At 41.2% G+C, this 18,796-nt stretch carries 19 protein-coding genes; 12 read left to right on the forward strand and 7 right to left on the reverse strand.

The annotated features are described in order from the left end of the window. Positions 1-221: 221 nt before the first annotated feature. The 4 genes from GQY27_RS06825 to mnmL are packed head-to-tail and all read right to left on the reverse strand — an operon-like array spanning position 222 to position 3,775. Positions 222-1,157 carry an alpha/beta fold hydrolase gene (locus tag GQY27_RS06825; protein WP_160032812.1) on the reverse strand — a complete coding sequence of 312 codons (936 nt, stop codon included), beginning with the start codon at positions 1,155-1,157 and terminating at the stop codon, positions 222-224. Positions 1,158-1,207: 50 nt separating this feature from the next. Further along, a complete protein-coding gene (locus tag GQY27_RS06830) occupies positions 1,208-2,179 on the reverse strand; it encodes a type I phosphomannose isomerase catalytic subunit (protein WP_160032813.1) in 972 nt (323 codons plus the stop codon). A 57-nt stretch (positions 2,180-2,236) separates the two neighbouring features. Continuing rightward, the gene (mnmM, locus tag GQY27_RS06835; RefSeq protein ID WP_160032814.1) at positions 2,237-2,821 is read right to left on the reverse strand and encodes a tRNA 5-(aminomethyl)-2-thiouridylate-methyltransferase MnmM; all 585 of its coding nucleotides are present in this window, start codon (positions 2,819-2,821) and stop codon (positions 2,237-2,239) included. Between the two features lie 3 nt (positions 2,822-2,824). After that, positions 2,825-3,775, reverse strand: coding sequence for a tRNA modification radical SAM protein MnmL/YtqA (gene mnmL, locus GQY27_RS06840; RefSeq protein ID WP_160032815.1), 951 nt, complete (start codon positions 3,773-3,775; stop codon positions 2,825-2,827). Between the two features lie 303 nt (positions 3,776-4,078). On the opposite strand from mnmL, the gene GQY27_RS06845 reads away from it, so the two are divergent. Both GQY27_RS06845 and trmB read left to right on the forward strand, forming a co-directional pair. After that, positions 4,079-4,276, forward strand: coding sequence for a hypothetical protein (locus tag GQY27_RS06845; protein WP_160032816.1), 198 nt, complete (start codon positions 4,079-4,081; stop codon positions 4,274-4,276). 149 nt (positions 4,277-4,425) lie between these two features. Then, positions 4,426-5,175, forward strand: a complete 750-nt coding sequence (gene trmB, locus GQY27_RS06850) for a tRNA (guanosine(46)-N7)-methyltransferase TrmB (protein ID WP_160032817.1) — start codon at positions 4,426-4,428, stop codon at positions 5,173-5,175. A 69-nt stretch (positions 5,176-5,244) separates the two neighbouring features. Here the strand turns inward: trmB and GQY27_RS06855 are convergent, their stop codons facing one another. After that, a complete protein-coding gene (locus tag GQY27_RS06855; RefSeq protein ID WP_160032818.1) occupies positions 5,245-6,378 on the reverse strand; it encodes an MGDG synthase family glycosyltransferase in 1,134 nt (377 codons plus the stop codon). A gap of 55 nt (positions 6,379-6,433) precedes the next feature. After that, complete coding sequence (locus tag GQY27_RS06860) at positions 6,434-6,961, reverse strand: phosphatase PAP2 family protein (RefSeq protein WP_160032819.1); 528 nt, start codon at positions 6,959-6,961, stop codon at positions 6,434-6,436. A 554-nt stretch (positions 6,962-7,515) separates the two neighbouring features. Here GQY27_RS06860 and GQY27_RS06865 point away from each other — a divergent pair. From GQY27_RS06865 to GQY27_RS06905, 9 genes are all read left to right on the forward strand, one after another. Continuing rightward, the gene (locus GQY27_RS06865; RefSeq protein WP_160032820.1) at positions 7,516-8,754 is read left to right on the forward strand and encodes a glycosyltransferase family 2 protein; all 1,239 of its coding nucleotides are present in this window, start codon (positions 7,516-7,518) and stop codon (positions 8,752-8,754) included. 262 nt (positions 8,755-9,016) lie between these two features. Next, complete coding sequence (gene infC / locus GQY27_RS06870; protein ID WP_160032821.1) at positions 9,017-9,511, forward strand: translation initiation factor IF-3; 495 nt, start codon at positions 9,017-9,019, stop codon at positions 9,509-9,511. 30 nt (positions 9,512-9,541) lie between these two features. Further along, complete coding sequence (rpmI, locus tag GQY27_RS06875) at positions 9,542-9,742, forward strand: 50S ribosomal protein L35 (RefSeq protein ID WP_160032822.1); 201 nt, start codon at positions 9,542-9,544, stop codon at positions 9,740-9,742. 73 nt (positions 9,743-9,815) lie between these two features. Further along, the gene (gene rplT, locus GQY27_RS06880; RefSeq protein ID WP_160032823.1) at positions 9,816-10,175 is read left to right on the forward strand and encodes a 50S ribosomal protein L20; all 360 of its coding nucleotides are present in this window, start codon (positions 9,816-9,818) and stop codon (positions 10,173-10,175) included. A 449-nt stretch (positions 10,176-10,624) separates the two neighbouring features. Further along, on the forward strand, positions 10,625-11,656 hold the full coding sequence (locus tag GQY27_RS06885; protein ID WP_160032824.1) for a BMP family lipoprotein: 1,032 nt from the start codon (positions 10,625-10,627) through the stop codon (positions 11,654-11,656). Between the two features lie 148 nt (positions 11,657-11,804). Beyond that, positions 11,805-13,343, forward strand: a complete 1,539-nt coding sequence (locus GQY27_RS06890; protein WP_160032825.1) for an ABC transporter ATP-binding protein — start codon at positions 11,805-11,807, stop codon at positions 13,341-13,343. Further along, positions 13,336-14,415, forward strand: a complete 1,080-nt coding sequence (locus GQY27_RS06895) for an ABC transporter permease (protein WP_160032826.1) — start codon at positions 13,336-13,338, stop codon at positions 14,413-14,415. Before GQY27_RS06890 ends, GQY27_RS06895 begins: the two co-directional genes overlap by 8 nt. Positions 14,416-14,417: 2 nt before the next feature. Beyond that, positions 14,418-15,392: an ABC transporter permease gene (locus GQY27_RS06900; RefSeq protein WP_160032827.1), complete on the forward strand. Its 975-nt coding sequence runs from the start codon at positions 14,418-14,420 to the stop codon at positions 15,390-15,392. Between the two features lie 151 nt (positions 15,393-15,543). Beyond that, positions 15,544-15,972, forward strand: a complete 429-nt coding sequence (locus GQY27_RS06905; RefSeq protein WP_160032828.1) for a hypothetical protein — start codon at positions 15,544-15,546, stop codon at positions 15,970-15,972. A 50-nt stretch (positions 15,973-16,022) separates the two neighbouring features. Here GQY27_RS06905 and GQY27_RS06910 read toward each other — a convergent pair whose 3' ends face one another. Continuing rightward, positions 16,023-16,475: a GNAT family N-acetyltransferase gene (locus GQY27_RS06910; RefSeq protein ID WP_160032829.1), complete on the reverse strand. Its 453-nt coding sequence runs from the start codon at positions 16,473-16,475 to the stop codon at positions 16,023-16,025. 594 nt (positions 16,476-17,069) lie between these two features. Between GQY27_RS06910 and ilvB the strand changes: the two genes are divergently transcribed. Beyond that, positions 17,070-18,794, forward strand: coding sequence for a biosynthetic-type acetolactate synthase large subunit (gene ilvB, locus GQY27_RS06915; RefSeq protein WP_442950889.1), 1,725 nt, complete (start codon positions 17,070-17,072; stop codon positions 18,792-18,794). The last annotated feature ends 2 nt before the right edge of the window (positions 18,795-18,796 follow it).

The following is an 18,796-nucleotide window of genomic DNA, read 5'->3' on the forward strand; positions in this document are numbered from 1 at the left end:
CCCCGAATGGAGTCACTTTTTTTAAAGTGTCTACCATTCGGGGTTCAGTTCATCTTATGTGGCGGTTTGTTCTTCTTTTTATATTACTTACACCATACTGCACATATTACTTCCCTTCGCGGGCGTATGAATTGGTAGAAGTAAGACAACGACAAAAAACCTCTCTTGTCATTGAATGATGAGTTCAATTTCAAGAAAGGTTTTTTGGTGTAATTTATAGATCATACCGAAGGAGTAACATGACGAAGGAGCCAATCAGCCACATGCTCTTCTACTTCTTTGCGGTTAATTTCATGTAGCATTTCATGCCTGCCTTCTGGGTAAATTCGGTATTCCAGATCTCTTATCCCTAGTTCTTTATACAATTCCACTAGATTCAGTACTCCTTTGCCATACATACCCACAGGATCATTTCCTCCTGAGAAGATGTAGACAGGTTTATCTTTAGGTATATCAGCTAGATGATATGGAAGATGAATCTCCATAAGCAGTTCGAAAAAACCTTGGTAAAAGCGAGCAGTGCATAGTGAGCCGCATAAAGGATCATCTATAAACTTCCTTACTTCTTGCTCATCTCTTGATAACCAGTCAAAAGGCGTAGCAGCAGGACGGAATGATCGGTTAAATCCACCGAATACGACTGCATTGAGAAGAAAACTTCGGCGCTCTTGTCCCTGAATAAGACTTTGGAGTTGAGCAAGGAGTTGACCGAACTTCAGTAAACTCCTTTTTCCGTTGGAACCGGTTAGAATATAGCCTTCATACAGATGAGGACCTGCATACATTACCTTTTGGGTAAGAAAGGAACCCATACTGTGTCCTAGTAGAAAAATAGGGGAGCTAGGATGCTCCTGTCGTATCAATTTTCCTAGTTCGCCCATATCTTTGACCATCCATTTAAAGGCATCAGGTCCGCCGTCTCCTAACATCCCTTGATCAAAGGCTGTCTTACCATGACCACGATGATCATTGGCATAAATGATGAACCCGTGATTAGTTAAGCATTCAGCCAGTTCTTTATAGCGTTTCGCTGTTTCGGACATCCCGTGTGCAATCTGAACAATTCCTTTGATAGGCATTCCCTCTTCCGGAGCCCACCGATACACAAAGACATTGACCTCATCGCTGTCCAGCATTTGAAACGTATATTCCTGCATGGTGAGTCCTCCTTCCAAAGAGAATGTCGGTAAAATAATGAAATAATAAATTAGGGGAGATAAGAGCGTAAAACCGTTGTATTTCCATCAAGTTGGTAACTTCCCAGGCTAGAAGGCAGTAAATAGCACTGTCCCGCTTTTAGATCAAGTACTTCCGTATCATTCCAGATTAATTGACCGCTGCCTTCACAGACAACAAGGATTGTAAAACTATCTTCACTGGTCGACAGGTGCCAAGAACGGTTTACAATTCCTTTCTCAACGACAAAATAAGGGCAGGAAGCAAGAGTAAGCCATTCACCAGGAACAGCCTGATTTGTTTTCATCGAAGTAGCCCCCGTGTTTTTGAATACGGTTACGTTTAAAGAATCTTCGATATGAAGTTCACGAGGTTTGCCGTCAAGACCAGGGCGGTTGTAATCAAAAATACGGTAGGTTGTGTCAGAGTTTTGCTGAATTTCAGCAACTAACACGCCGGCACATAAGGCATGAACAGTACCTGCTGGGATAAAGAAGGAGTCTCCTGCTTCTACGGGTACTTCCTGCAGGGTATCCATTACCGTACCGTTTTCTAGCGCATCACGAAGCTGATCGTGAGTAACATTTTCTTTTAATCCATATATAATTTTAGCATCCGGTTTTGCATCAAGCACATACCACATTTCTGTTTTGCCGAGTTCTCCTGTTGGAAGTCCCGCGTAATCATCGGTAGGATGGACCTGAATGGATAGATCATCATTACAATCAAGCAACTTAATGAGCAGGGGGAATCGGCCTCCTTGTTCGGAAACTCCCTTGTTGCCAAGCCAATCCCGTCCGTATGTTTCTCTTATTTCGTCAAGACCAAGACCAGCGAGTTCCCCGTTAAGCACTTTTGTTGTTCCATTTGGATGATCAGCAATCATCCAACCTTCCCCAATATGTCCATTAGGTATCGTAAGACCAAATTGTTCTAAAGCACGACCGCCCCATACTCTTTCCTTAAACTCGGGCTGAAATTGCAACGGGTAAGGCTTATGCATGATTATTCTCTCCTTATGATATGAATTTAGTCTTTCTTCTACCCATATTAGATTCTGTTACTTTTTCTCAATAGCGATGAGATAGGGGGAAGTAGCTCTCTGCAACTGTCTGTATGTAACTGCTTGACCAATAGTTATAGGAAGTTTTGCAGCCCATTCACTAACTGCATGTGCTTCTTCATCGCCGCCTTTATGTCCGGGATATAATACGACAGTCAGGATTCCTTTGGGTCGAAGTAAATCAAGGGATACTTCCAAAGCAGAGATCGTAGTTGCAGTAAGCGTGATAACAGAAGGATCAGCTTGATCCGCCGGCAGATATCCAAGATTGAACATGACGGCTCCGATATGACCATGGAAATGGGAAGGGATATAATTTCTCATATCCCCATGACTTTGTTCAAAAAAGGTGACGGGAGCAAGTTTATCTTGATCAGTGGCACCCGCAAATCTATTTTTTGCAAGGTCAAGTGCTTGTTCTTGGATATCAAAGCCAAAGACTTGCCCCTTTGGTCCAACGGTCCGTGCCAAAAATAAAGTGTCTGCACCTGTCCCTACTGTAGCATCAATGGCTGTGTCTCCAAGACGTAGCCTTTCCGCTGTCCAAAGATGTGCACAACTAAGAATGGAACGAAAACCCATAAATTAATATCCCCTCCAGTATTTCCCTTGCCAAGTATTACGAGCTTTTAGCTCAGCGTCAATACCATTTAATACTTCCCACTTTTTAAGGGACCACATGGGACCAATTAAAAGATCTCTTGGAGCATCCCCGGTTAGGCGGTGAACAATCATGTCCGGCGGCAAAATTTCCAGTGAATCGACAATAAGTTTTATATATTCATCTTGCTCCAGAAAACGAAGAAGACCTGCTTCGTATTGTTTTACCATCGGTGTCTTGCGCATAAGATGAAGAAGATGAATTTTGATTCCTTGTACACCCATGTTTGCTACTGCTCTTGTTGTCTCAAGCATCATTTCATGGGTCTCTTGAGGAAGTCCGTGAATGATGTGTGTGCATACACGGATATTGTGTTTTCTTAGCTTTTCAACAGCTTCAACATAGCATTTTGTATCATGTGCCCGGTTAATTAACTGTGAAGTTGAATCATGAATCGTCTGCAGACCCATTTCGATCCATAGGTAGGTCCGTTCATTGAGTTCAGCAAGATATTCAACCACATCATCTGGTAAACAGTCCGGGCGTGTCGCGATCGATAAGCCAACTACTCCGGGCTGTTTTAAAATCACTTCAAAATATTCTCGCAGTTCTTCAACAGGAGCATAAGTGTTTGTGTATGCCTGGAAATATCCAATGTATTTTGCATTCGGCCACTTTTGATGCTGGCGATCGCGGATTGTATTAAACTGCGTTACCAAATCGTTTCGTCTTGATCCCGCAAAATCGCCAGACCCTCTCGCGCTGCAGAACGTGCAGCCGCCTTTAGCGATCGAGCCGTCTCGGTTCGGACAAGTAAAACCAGCATCAAGCATGACTTTAAATACCTTATTGTCAAACTGCTCCCGCATTTCATAATTCCATGTGTGGAATCGTTTATCTCCCCAGAGTAGAGGGGAGGAAGTTGGTAAATTCATTGTAGTGCTGCTCCTTTTGACTAAGTTCTTTCTGTATATAAATATAAAAAGATAAAGTTGAAAATTGAGTTAACGATAACCTTTACCATTGTATCAAAAAGCTTTGCAAAAAGGGAATTCATCTCCCAAAGAATACAGAAAAAGATCACAGACAAAATTAAAAAAATAAGCGCTTTCCTATTGTAAACCTTACACAGTAATGTTATATTATAACTAGGTCAGACCTTAGTATTATTGCTTACAAATTTCGCTAGAATTCATACATTTTGCTCGTCTCGGCCATACTAATAATGAGGTGATAACATGAATTCGATAATAAAAGCAGGACAGCACAAAGTAACGGTTGAGCTTACAGCGGATGAAGCACTAGCACTTACGGGAGTAAGGTTCAATAACAACCCGCAAGTAGAAACAATTGCTAAGAAAAAAATACGCAGAGCCTTCGAAAAGACATTTGATTTTTCTACCCAAGATAAGGTAGACTATGAACTGTTAAAGTAGTTGGACCCCAATTCCAAATAAATGAAAAAGGAATTATATGCCGTACCTATTGGGTACAGTGTGTGATTCCTTTTTCTTTTATCTTTACTTTTCACTGATATTTAGGCACAATTAATGCCGATGAATTTTTTATATAACGGAGGAGAATTATGCGTTTAAGGGGCAGAAAAGGGATTCGCGAAAATTTAGAAGAACAAAAAGATCTTGTTATTCTGAATCCTGCTGATTATAAAGGGAAATGGTCAGAATTGTTTGGAAACGATAGACCAATTCATGTGGAATTCGGTATGGGTAAAGGACAGTTTATCAGTCAGATGAGTTATCGCAACAAGGAAGTCAATTATATCGGAATCGATATGTATGATGAGCTTGTTCGTCGTGCAAGTGATAAGGCTAGATCAGCTTGGGAGCCAGAAGGTGTTGAAACTCCGCCAAACCTTAAATTGGCACTTGCAAACATTGAAGATATTCTCGATGTTTTTGAAAAAGGTGAAGTGGAACGGATTTACTTGAACTTTAGTGATCCGTGGCCTAAATCCAAACATGCAAGAAGAAGGCTGACTCATCCGCGTTTTCTTGATAAATACAAAGAGGTGCTGAACAGTTTGGGGCAAATTCACTTCAAGACGGACTCAGAGACTCTATTTGAGTTTTCACTTAACTCATTTGCTGATTATGGTCTTCAAATGACGAATATCTCTCTTAACTTGCACCGTGATGGAATCAATGAGGAGCATGTAATGACCGAATACGAACAAAAATTTATGGGCAAAGGAATGAACATTCACCGCGTAGAGGTTATTATCGGAGAACAAGCCCTTGCTGAATATAATGCTTCACGTTTGAAGAAGTATCGTTTAACAGAAAGTACAGGCAAACAAGACCCAGAACAAAATTAAAAAATGGGAATGTTTATTTGCCTGTCTTCATAAGATTTGAATAGTGGAAAATAAGAAAGGTGCCTTTTTTTAGAAAGGCACCTTTCTTGTTTCTACCATTTCAATGATGCTTTTGGCACTTTGCATCGGGTGAAATTTTTCAATCTCTTTTAAATGACGCTCTCTTGTTTCGACAATGGTCTCATACTCACTAAGAAGACGGTTCATCCATTTCTCGACAACTTCTAAAGTAGTGATGGGTTCACCAAGTCCTTGTTCTGTGAAATACAGACAATTTTCTTCTTCCTGACCTGGTAAGGGGTTATGAAACAGCATTGGAATTCCTTTAGCGAGTCCTTCTGAACAAGTCATTCCGCCAGGTTTCGTCACTAGAACATCGGATACTTCCATTAGCTTATCGATTTCTCTGGTGAATCCCATGATATGGATGTTGGGTTTTTGATAAAGTGGATTCTGCTCCATATGGGCTCTCGCTTTGTCATTATTCCCCAGCACATAGATTAATTGAACCTGTTGTTGCCACTGAGCAAGGTACTCATTGACAATTTCATCGGTCATAAGACCCCAGCCGCCATCCATAACTAGAACCGTAGGCATATCTTTCAGATCAAATCTGAGACGGATCTCTTCACGGCTTGGATGTTCCCAAAAATTAGGATGAACCGGAATGCCGGTTACCTGAATTTTATTTTTTGGAACACCGCGGTTTATAAGCTTGAGCTGGACTTCCGTGGTTGAAACGAGATAACGATCCACTTCTGGGCTAATCCATGTCCCATGAACGTCGTAGTCCGTTATAACCGTGCATAACGGAACCTCAACTCCAAGACGCTTAAGACGAGCGATGACAGCACTTGGTATTGGATGAGTGCAAACAATGATATCGGGTTTGAGCTGTCTTACAATGCTTCTTGTATGGGTGTAAAACAGCCTGTGTAATGCGAGCGTTGCGAAACGATTAATTGGTTTTTTATACTGTCTTCGATACATAAGTGCAACAAGCTTGGGTTGTTTTGTGATCGTTCTTTTGTAAGCATTTATAATGAGGGGAGCAACATGCGGGTTGAGAAAACTCCCTAATTCAAGCACTTTCGTCTGCACATCAGATGAGAGTCTCCTTAAACTGCTCGAGAGTGCGTATGCTGCTTGAGTATGTCCGGCTCCGAAACCTTCAGATAATAACAACACTCTTTTTTTGGTCACTCTCAGCTCACCTGTTCCTTGCTCTTTGTTTTCTGTCATTCAAAGATACTAAACATTATGGCCAAAATGCAACCGTTCCGAGTGCAACGGAAGTCCCAATTACTGCTCCAGCGAGTACGTCAGAAGGATAATGTAATCCAAGATAGATTCTTGAGAAACCAACAATGCTTGCTAAAGGCAGTAGGACGGATGTTACACTGGGTACGATCATCATAAAGGGAACCGTGACAGAAAAAATCGCGGTAGTATGACCGGACGGGAAAGAATGATCAGATAAGGGATTACGAAAAGTATTTGTACCAGGCAGCGCTAGATAAGGTCTGATCCTAGGATACAGCTTCTTTGCTGCTGCCACAGGGATATGACTAATCGCTAAGGCGGCACAAGCCATATAACCAGCTTGTTTCCATGGCTGAGGTGCGAGTGTAGCTATGAGAAGAGAAGCTGCAATCGTAAATGTTGCCCCACCCAAATGAGTTAAGTAGTAAAGCCAAAAATTCAGGAAACGGTTATGAAGACGTCCGTTAATCCACATAAAAATTTTTTGTTCGAATGCTTGTAGTCTTACGAAAAAACGGCTCATATAACATCCCCCTGCATCAATTGCGTCCACAATAAGTATTAACCCTAGTTTATCACATTTTTTAATGTTATCCCTTTCAATAATAACCCATTTACACACTGTAAAAAAACAGTGCTTTTGACTTTATCCAAGAAAAAAATATAAAATGATTCAAGCCACCGATTCTGGTTTAAAAAGTTTAAAGTTTTGTTTAAACCTTTTTGCTGCTTTTTGCGTTTAATATTTAGATCTTATTCCTGCATTTAGAAATAAATAAAAATGAAGAAGGAAAAGATCAAATAAAAAACGCGTAATCGGATGAAAATAAGACTTAACTGCTTTGAATGAAGGCTTGAAGTAGTTCTTTTAGCGAAATCAGCCCAAAAGAACGCTTTATTGCCGAGATGCTGTCATTTGAGGATTTTGACAAAACTTCAGAAAGCATACAAAATCGAGTAGGCAGTTAAGAATAGTGGTGAAGATATAGAAAAGAAACAAAGAACGGGTCATGTACTACAAAAAAATGCGCGTAAAAAAAGAGAAGCTCATATTAAAGAGGGGGTAGCAGAGAACAAATGTTTAATGCGATATTTGTGACGTTCCAAGTGATCTTGGCGTTTCTTGCTGTGTATCAGTTTAGTTTTTCTCTGTTCGGTCTGATTAAAAAGAAAAAGAAACAACAGTTTCCGCCGAACAAGTCATTTGCTGTATTGGTTGCTGCTCACAATGAGGCAGAAGTTATTGGAGCTTTGCTTGAGAATATGAAGAAGCTTGATTATCCAAAAGAGTTGTACGATGTGTTTGTGATCTGTGACAACTGTACAGATAATACAGCTGAGATTGTTAGAGAACATGGAATGAATGCTTGTGTCAGAGTGAATCCAGAACAACGCGGTAAAGGTTATGCGATTGAATGGATGCTTAAAGAACTTTGGAGCATGCCAAAACAATATGATGCAATCGTTATGTTTGACGCAGATAACTTGGCAGCTACAAATTTCCTTCAAGAAATGAATAATGATTTAAATCGCGGAGCTCGCGTTATTCAAGGATATATCGATACTAAGAATCCAGAAGACTCTTGGATTACAGCTGCTTACGGTATTTCTTACTGGTATATTAACCGTTTGTGGCAGTTGTCCCGTCATAACCTGAATATGGCTAACTTTTTAGGTGGTACGGGCATGTGTTTTGAAAGTAAACTCCTTAAAGAAATGGGCTGGGGAGCTACATCCCTGGTAGAAGATCTTGAATTTACGATGCGTGCTGTTGAACGTGATGTGTATCCTGTGTTCAACTATGACGCGAAGGTGTTCGATGAGAAGCCACTTACATTTAAAGCATCTGCAAGACAACGTCTACGCTGGATGCAGGGTCACTTCACGGTAGCAAGAAGATATTTCTTCCCGCTGATTTGGAAGAGTATCAAGCAGGGCAGTTTGGTTAAATTTGACCTTGCTGTATATAGTGCGAACGTGTATGTCGTATTACTGACGTTTCTGATGACGGCGGTCAGCTTGATCGATATTACGTTGTTTAAAGGTCCGAATATCACTAATATTTACGGATACTTGCCACTATGGGTAGGATTCACTGCTATTTTGGCAAATGTCGTGACGTTCCTGGCGTCTCTTGCACTGGAGAAGGTGAAAATCAAGAAGGTGTATACATCACTTATCTTGTTCCCGATCTATCTGTTATCCTGGTATCCAATTACGCTGTATGCGTTCTTTACACAGAATAACAAACAGTGGAGCCACACAAAGCATACAAGGGTTGTTCGATTGGAAGAAGTACAAAGCAAACAAGGATAAAAAAATATATTTTATACTTGACGGTTTTAATGAGCTGTGTTATATTAATCAAGTGATTGTTTACGGAATCATAAGAAGAAGGCACGACTTCTCACCTGATCGGCTGAAGCTGACGGGTACGATCCCAATGATTTATGAAACTTGATTTTTCATGAAGAATTGTCGATTGTTCAGGGATGTCGGTAGCCTACCGGCATCCCTATTTTTTTTCGAATGGGTATCGATAACGACATGGAGGTGGACAGTTATTAGTAAAGAACACATGATTAACGATGAAATTCGGTCGAAGGAAGTTCGTTTGGTTGGAGCTGAAGGGGAGCAAATTGGAATAACGCCAATTCGCGAAGCATTGCAGATGGCTGCGGATCTCAACTTAGACTTGGTGAATGTAGCACCGCAAGCGAAACCGCCGGTATGTCGTATTATGGACTACGGTAAGTTCCGTTATGAGCAACAAAAGAAAGAAAAAGAAGCACGCAAGAATCAAAAGATTGTGGACATTAAGGAAGTATGGTTCCGTTCTAACATCGAGGAACACGACTACCAAACAAAACTTCGCAATGTAGTTAAGTTCTTGAAGGACGGCGACAAAGTGAAGTGCTCCGTCCGCTTCCGCGGACGTGAGATTGCCCATGCGGATATCGGTCAAAAGATTTTGGAACGCGTTAAAGCAGAAGTTGCTGAGATCAGCAGTATCGAACGTCAACCAAAACTCGAAGGTCGAAGCATGATTATGATTTTGGCTCCTAAAGCTTGAGCCAGTTAAACTTGGAGGAGGAAATACAAAATGCCTAAAATGAAAACTCACAGCAGTCTGAAGGGTCGTTTCAAAATTACAGGTACTGGTAAAGTGAAACGTTACAAAGCATACAGAAATCACTTGCTTTCCCACAAATCCAAACGTACAAAACGCGTTCTTGCTGGTAGCCCTGTAATGGCACCTGGAGATGTTAAACGTTTGAAACAAGGTTTAGCTAACCTTAAATAGTCTTGTAATGCCAACAACTGCATGTAAGCAGTATAACTACTAAACATATATATTTTCTGGGAGGTCTTCTAATATGGCAAGAGTAAAGGGCGGATTCGTTGTTCGTCGTCGTCATAAAAAAGTATTGAAACTTGCTAAAGGTTATTTTGGTTCTAAACACCGTATCTTTAAAACTGCTAATGAACAAGTAATGAAATCCATGGTATATGCATACCGTGACCGTCGTACTACAAAACGTAACTTCCGTAAATTGTGGATCGTTCGTATCAATGCTGCAGCTCGCATGAACGGATTGTCTTACAGCAAATTCATGCACGGTTTGAAACTCGCTGGAGTAGACATGAACCGTAAAATGCTCGCTGATCTTGCAGTGAACGATATCAATGCATTCAACTCTTTGGCTGTTGTAGCTAAAGAAAAAGTGAACGCATAATTCAACTATGTTGCCGCCGTTATAGGCGGCTTTTTTATGGACATATTCGGTCGTTTACATAAATAAACTAGGTCTTTTGATATAATGCACGAACCCTTGTTTTGATATAATACATAAAATAGTGCAAACAAAAATTAGAATTTTAGGGATTAAAAGGTGTAATAAAGATACTGGTATGGAAAGAAAAGTAACATGAAAATCACGTTAACGTGTTAAATTACGAAAGTAAAAACGCTTTCATTCTTTTTTTGCTATAAAAACTTAAAATTATGTAGTGAAACTGCTGGATTTTAAAAAAGGATGAATGTATAATCACACCTAGTAGGACAGACCTACTTGAACTTCTCAATTGCTTGACTAAAAGAGACCACGATTTTTATTCCTGTGGTACGTAGCAGAGTTGATGAAAGAATCAAGAAGGCAATATTTTAAGGGGGAACAATTCCAAGATGAAGAAAGTATTGAGTTTGTCTCTAAGCATGATCCTTGCAGCATCAGTTGCTCTTGCCGGTTGCGGTAATGACAACAACAGTAATTCGCAAGGTAGCGATGGTAACGAAGGAGCAGCAAAATCTGACGTGCAAATCGGTATGGTAACGGATGTCGGCGGTGTAAACGACAAATCGTTTAACCAATCTGCTTGGGAAGCTCTGCAAGCTGTAGAAGCGGAAACAGGCGCAAAAGTTAAATATTTGCAGAGTAAATCGGATAGTGACTATAACACAAACCTAAACGAGTTCGTACAAAACAATTATAATCTTACTTGGGGAATTGGCTTCCAACTTGCCGATGCAATTAAAACGGTAGCTGAACAAAACCCAGAATCAAATCTAGCGATCATTGACAGCGTTGTTGATGCGCCAAATGTGAAATCTGTTACTTTTGCAGAAGAACAAGGTTCTTTCCTCGTAGGTGTGATCGCTGGTAAAATGACAAAAACAAATAAAGTTGGTTTTGTCGGCGGTATGAATAGTCCGCTTATCAAGAGATTCGAAGTTGGTTTCAGAGAAGGTGTTAAAGCTGTAAATCCGGATGCTAAGTTTATCCCTACGTACACTGGTAACTTTGATAAACCAGACGAAGGAAAAACGGCAGCAGCAACACTTTACAACGATGGAGTAGATATTATTTTCCACGCTGCTGGTGCTACAGGTACTGGGGTGTTTAACGAAGGTCTCTCCCGTAAAAAATCCGGCCAAGATGTATGGGTAATTGGTGTAGATAAAGACCAATCTATCGAGTTTGGTGATGAAATCACACTGACGTCCATGATCAAAAAAGTAGACGAAGCAGTTAAAAAAGTATCACTTGAGTTAGTAAACGGTACTTTCGAGGGTGGAGTTGAAGAACTTGACCTTGCTGACAACGCTGTAGGTGTTGCTGAGACTTCAACAGCTAACGTTCCTGAAGATGTTCTGAAACTCGTTGACGAGTATAAAGAAAAAATCATCAGCGGCGAAATTGTTGTTCCAACTGAGTAGTATAACTAAGTAGTTCAAGTATTACTGTTTCTTACGTAAAAGTAGATACGATGTAAATAAGCATAATGACAAGGCTGGTTATTAGAACTAGCCTTGTTCTCACGTCTAGGGCCATAATTACTAATAAATTCTATATAAGGGTGATCTCATGGGTGCAGCAACTCCTGTTGTAGAGTTAAAGCAAATTACAAAACGCTTCCCAGGTATTGTCGCCAATGATTCCATAAGTTTGCAGCTGCACAAGGGTGAAATCCATGCGCTGCTAGGGGAGAATGGTGCGGGTAAATCAACGTTAATGAATATTGTTTTTGGATTGTATCAGCCTGATGAAGGCAGTATCGAAGTTAACGGCAAGCCTGTATTAATTGATAGTCCAAACAAAGCAATTGAACTGGGGATTGGAATGGTCCATCAGCATTTTAAGCTGGTGCAACCTTTTACTGTAGCTGAGAATATTATACTGGGTTCTGAACCAAAAAAAGGGCTGGGTATTAACTATAAAAAGGCAGTAGCAGAGGTTACACGTTTATCAGAAATGTATGGTTTACAGGTAAATCCAAACGCTAAGATTGAAGATATATCTGTAGGTATGCAGCAACGTGTTGAAATTCTTAAAACACTGTATCGTGGAGCAGAAATTCTTATTTTTGACGAACCAACAGCAGTACTAACACCACAGGAAATTACGGAATTGCTTGTGATTATGAAAAAACTCGTTGCTGAAGGCAAGTCCATTATTCTGATTACTCATAAACTGAAAGAAATTATGGAGATTTCAGATAAGGTTACCATTATCCGCCGCGGAAAAGTGATTGACACGGTTAAAACATCCGAAACTTCTCCGAATGATCTAGCAGCTAAAATGGTAGGACGAGAAGTAACTTTTAAGGTAGATAAGAAACAAGCCGAGCCTAAGGAAATAGTTCTTGATATTCAAAATCTTACATCCAAGAATCAAGATCACATCGCTGTTCTTGATCAATTGAACTTGCAAGTGCGAGCTGGCGAAATTGTCGGAATTGCCGGGGTAGACGGCAATGGTCAAAGTGAACTGATCGAGGCTATTACTGGACTGCGTAAAGTTGATTCAGGAAGTATCAAGCTCAATGGCAAAGAGATTAAGAATCAAACTCCTCGTAAGATTTCAGAGTCTGGTGTAGGCCATATACCGGAGGATCGTCATAAACATGGTTTGGTACTTGACTTCTCTGTAAGTGAAAATATGGTACTCGAATCTTACTACAAAGAACCATTTTTAAAGAAAGGTTTTCTGGATTTTAAAGAGATTGATAAGCATACGGTAAAATTGGTAGAAGCATTTGATGTAAGAACACCAAGCATTGATACGAAATCTCGTGCACTCTCTGGTGGTAACCAGCAGAAAGCGATTATAGCGAGAGAAGTGAATAAAAATCCGGACCTGCTTATCGCTGCACAGCCGACACGCGGACTTGACGTTGGTGCGATTGAATTCGTACAAAAACAACTCATTGCCCAGCGGGATCAAGGAAAAGCTGTTCTTCTTATTTCTTTTGAATTAGATGAAATTATGAATGTATCTGACCGGATCGCTGTTATCTATGAAGGACATATCGTAGGTGAAGTACTGCCAGAGGAAACAAACGATCAAGAACTCGGACTTATGATGGCAGGCAGCATGAAGAAGAGAGGTGCAGCGGGTGAATAATGTATTGAAATGGTTTACGAAGGACTCATTTATATATCCTGTAGTCGCTATTGTTATGGGGCTGTTCTTGGGTGCATTCGTTATGCTGATCGGTGGATATAATCCCATTACGGCTTATGGTGCACTGATTGATAAAGTTTTTGGAAGTACCTATAACTTTGGTGAGGCAATTCGTGAAATGACTCCGCTCCTTATGACGGGTCTGGCTTTTGCTTTTGCATCAAGAGCAGGTTTGTTTAATATCGGGGCTGAGGGTCAGTATATCGTAGGTATGACCGCAGCTACGTTTATCGGAATTAAATTTACTAGTTTACCCGTAATTATTCATGCACCGCTTGCGCTCATTGCTGGGGCAATTGCAGGTGGGCTTTGGGCTTCTGTAGCGGGTTTTCTTAAAGCGAAACGCGGAGTTAACGAAGTTATCACTAGTATTATGATGAACTGGATTGCTCTTTATTTGGCTAATCTGGTAGTTAGACAGTTCCTGCTTATGCCTGGTGAGAATCGTTCTGAGCAAATTCAACCTAGTGCGTCCATCGCGATTGGCTGGTTGTCTGAACTTATGAACAATTCACGTGTTCACTGGGGAACGTTAATTGCTATTGTAGCAGCCTTGTTTTTCTATATTTTCATGTGGAAGACGAAACAAGGTTTTGAGCTGCGCGCCGTTGGTTTTAACCAACATGCCGCAGAATATGCCGGTATGAAAGTAAACCGAAATGTAGTAAAAGCGATGTTTATCAGTGGGATCTTTGCTGGTCTTGGAGGTGCGTTCCAAGTACTTGGGGTATTTGGATATCAAACCGTGTTCCAAGGTTCTCCAGGTATCGGATTTGACGGAATTGCCGTTGCTCTGATTGGTATGAATCATCCACTTGGTGTTGTACTAGGAGCCATTTTATTTGGCGGATTAACCTATGGTTCTTCCGGAATGAGCTTTGCTGCGGATGTTCCACCGGAATTGATCCGAATCGTAATCGGTTCGATCATCTTCTTTATAGCTGCACAAGGGATTGTGCGCTGGGTGCTTAAACCCTTTAACTCCAAGCGCAAGAAAGAGAAGGTGTTGTAAACATGGACTTCATAACCCTTTCTGGACAACTGATTAATACTACACTCGTTTTCGCAACTGCGCTTGTTTTTGCTGCGCTAGGCGGTATTTTTTCCGAGCGTTCCGGGGTAACAAATCTCGGGATCGAAGGTTTTATGATTTTCGGAGCTTTTGCAGCAGGTGTTACGGCTCACTATGCACAAGATGCAGGCATGTCAGGAGGATCCGCAGCGGTGATCGGTCTTATTGCTGCTGCCGTATTCGGACTGATTGTATCTCTTATTCACGCTGTAGCTTCGATTACATTTAAAGCAGACCAGATTATTAGTGGTATCGTTATTAACTTCCTGGCTGCCGGTAGTACCCTGTATATGGTTAAATTACTCTTTGATGGTTCGGGAGAAACTCCGCTTATTTTAGGCTTTGAAAAATGGGATCCAACTTTGTTCGGTATAAAGTTAGCTGAAATTCCGTTCTTTGGAAGTGTGTTTATTAATCATTATCCGACTACGTTCTTGGCTATATTGTTCGTTATTATTGCTTACTACTTCCTGTATAAAACGCCTTATGGACTGCGTCTTCGTTCTGTCGGGGAGCACCCTAGTGCGGCAGATACAATGGGAATTAACGTAACGAAATATAGATATGTTGCGGTTATGGTTAGTGGAGCACTAGCGGCGATTGGTGGTGCAACGCTGACTCTTACTACAACGGGAGTATTCTCACACAATACCATTTCCGGACAAGGATACATTGCGATTGCTGCGATGATTTTTGGTAAATGGAATCCGATTGGTGCATTTGGCGCTGCCATGTTCTTCGGATTGTCTCAAGCCGTTCGTAACTATATTCAAATATTCGAATGGTCTCAGGCTATTCCCCAGGAAATTATTTTCATGCTGCCGTATGTACTTACCATTGTCGTACTGGTCGCTGCCGTAGGTCGCTCTTCTGCTCCTGCTGCACTCGGTCAACCATACGATCCAGGCAAGCGATAATTTGGGATTCGAAAATGGACAGATAACCCGAAGGTGTTCACATTCATGTGTACATCTTCGGGTTTTTTTGTACATGCAGGACATAGGAACAGGCAAATCTCTGATCTATGAATAGTATAATATTGAATTCTACTCAGAAGGAGGGAGAAAGATGAGTAAATCTGTGAGCGCTAATGAAGCGAAAAAATGGATTGGACAGGAAATTATAGCTGTTCGGAAAGATGGAACACAGGTAGCGGGCAAGCTCGTATCTGTAACGGGTAATAAACTTATACTCGAACCAGTGGGCGGAAAAGAGGCAGGTACCCGGGCTATTCTTCCTTTGGTATTATTTGATCTTCTCGCAATTGGAACATTACCTTTTGCAGGCGGCGGCTTTGGCGGTCCATTTGGCGGTGGAGGATACCAAGGCGGTTATAATGGAGGAGGATACCAGGGTGGAGGATATCCTGGCGGCGGTTATGGCTACGGAGGCAAACCAGGCGGAGGTTATGGATATGGCCCAGGTCCAGGACCGGGTCCAGGCCCAGGCCCAGGTTTTGGAGGAGGATATGGATTTAAAAATAAATTTTTCTACTAGGAATCCATTTCATCATACCTGATTCCTGCAAGTCATTCGTTTCAATCATTTTAATAAATTTCTAAATTCTTTCCCATCTCATAACAACGGCCGATGTCCATATAACGAATCAATTCATAACCCGATTTTTTATAGAAAAGCACTCCTTTATGGTTGCCTTCATCTACCATTACTTTTGATTTTTTACACCCCCGTGAAATTCCAAATTGTTCTGCTTTGAGTAACAATTCTCTACCGTGATTCTTCCTCTGCTGTTTTGGTGAGACAGCCATCATGTCGATATAAAGCAGATCCCCATGCATCATAAAGTGAATGAAGCCAAATAAATCTGATTCGTATGTCGAAGAGGATACCAAAGAAATTCCCCTTGATAATCTGAAGGGGATTTCTTTTATGACTTGATCGATGTCCTGCTTGCTCATGTGAGAAAGAGGGACTAATTGGGTTTTAATGAGGTCCATGATAGCAGAGTCATCTTGTTTAGGTCTTCGATTTCGAATCATGGAAAACACCTCCTTATTGAGCAAGTTTTTGTTGAAATAGTATATGTATAGACGGGACAACAGGTGCTGTTTTCTAGGGCAAAACAGTTGTTACAGCAAGGTTTGTACAAAAACTGTAATACTTTTGAAAAATAAAGTGTTGACTATTTCCATAAATGAATCATATAATGTTCCTAACATTTAACCGCTATAGTTCATCGGCAATGATGAGGACGAAGTTGTAAGGGCGCTTATGCTCAGAGAGTGGACGGAATATGCTGCAAGCTCCACCATAATCCCTTATATACGAGCTCACCTCGGAGCTGTTTTCCTGAAAGGCATTTGCTTATTAGGGAAAATCGTAAGTCTACGTTACAGACTAGGTAAGAAGATGGGGTGGGGTTATTTCCCTTACTATTCTTCTACTTGCTAAGGTCAGATTCTGTGAGGAATCAGACAAAACTGGGTGGTACCACGGAAGAAACAACCTTTCGTCCCTTGCGAGGCACATATTGTGTCCGCTTGAGATGAGAGGTTTTTTTGTTTTCTAGTTTGCAAGTTCAATGTAGTTTTTTAGAAGGGGGAGATCTTAGAGTGAATGCACATAATTCTGAAATGCGGTCAACAGATCAACTACGAGAAAAATGGATGAAGCCGGAAGTCATTACCGGTTCGGATATCTTGCTACGAAGCTTGCTTCTTGAAGGTGTTGAATGTGTGTTTGGTTATCCAGGTGGTGCAGTACTTTATATTTATGATGCGATGCATGGATTCGAAGATTTCAATCATCTTCTTACACGTCATGAACAAGGTGCTATTCATGCGGCTGATGGTTATGCACGAGTAAGTGGAAAAGTTGGGGTGTGTATCGCTACTTCAGGTCCGGGTGCTACGAACCTTGTTACCGGAATTGCAACTGCGTATATGGATTCCGTACCTCTTGTTGTCATCACAGGAAATGTCGCTTCAACTCTGATTGGTACCGATGCATTCCAAGAAGCTGATATTACGGGGATCACCATGCCAATCACGAAACATAGTTATCTGGTTCGTGATGTCGAAGATTTGCCTCGCGTCATTCACGAAGCATTCCATATTGCGAACACAGGTAGAAAAGGGCCGGTACTCATTGATATTCCTAAAGATATATCTGCAGCAAAGACCCTCTTTAAACCGCATACCGAACCGGTGCATATGAGAGCTTACAATCCGAAAGTAATTCCAAACCGGATTCAGCTTGATAAACTGCAACAAGCCATTCAAGAAGCAGAGCGTCCAGTGATTCTAGCTGGTGGCGGGGTTGTATATTCGGGAGGACATGAAGCACTGTATGAATTTGTTAAGCAAACGGAAATTCCGATTACAACTACACTTCTTGGACTGGGAGGCTTCCCAAGCGGTCATGAATTGTGGATGGGGATGCCCGGAATGCACGGAACATATACAGCAAATCATGCTATTCAACAAGCTGACCTACTAATCTGTATCGGTGCAAGATTTGATGATCGGGTTACTGGAAAGCTGGATGGTTTTGCACCTAAAGCAAAAATTGTTCACATTGATATTGACCCGGCTGAGATCGGCAAAAACGTCGCTGCCGATATTCCTATTGTGGGTGACGTGAAAACCGTACTAGAAATTCTTAATCAAGATGCAGCTCGTGCTGATAAGGCAGATGCATGGCGAGAACAGATCAAAGAATGGAAAGGCGATCGTCTCTATCATTACAAAGATTCAGATGAAGTTTTAAAACCGCAGTGGGTTATTGAAATGCTGAATGAGACCACAAACGGCAGTGCAATTGTAACGACAGATGTAGGTCAACATCAGATGTGGGCTGCGCAATACTATAAATTTAATCAACCGCGTTCATGGGTTACTTCTGGTGGTCTTGGTACAATGGGATTTGGTTTCCCTTCTGCGATTGGTGCACAAATGGCTCACCCAGATCGACTGGTTATTTCCATCAATGGAGATGGCGGAATGCAAATGTGTTCTCAAGAACTTGCCATCTGCGCGATAAACAAAATTCCGGTTAAGATTGTGGTCATTAATAATCAGGTACTTGGAATGGTTAGACAGTGGCAGGAATTAATTTATGAAAATCGATATAGCCATATTGATTTAGCAGGTAGTCCTGATTTTGTGAAATTGGCCGAAGCATACGGGGTAAAAGGCTTGCGTGCAACAAACAAAGAGGAAGCTCAGCAAGTTTGGGAAGAAGCAATGAATACGGATGGTCCTGTACTTGTCGAATTTGTAGTTAATAAGGACGAAAATGTATATCCGATGGTAATGCAGGGTTCGACAATTGATCAAATGCTGATGGGAGATGCATAAAT

Source organism: Paenibacillus sp. An7, assembly GCF_009870785.1.
In the GTDB taxonomy this organism is placed as follows: domain Bacteria; phylum Bacillota; class Bacilli; order Paenibacillales; family Paenibacillaceae; genus Paenibacillus.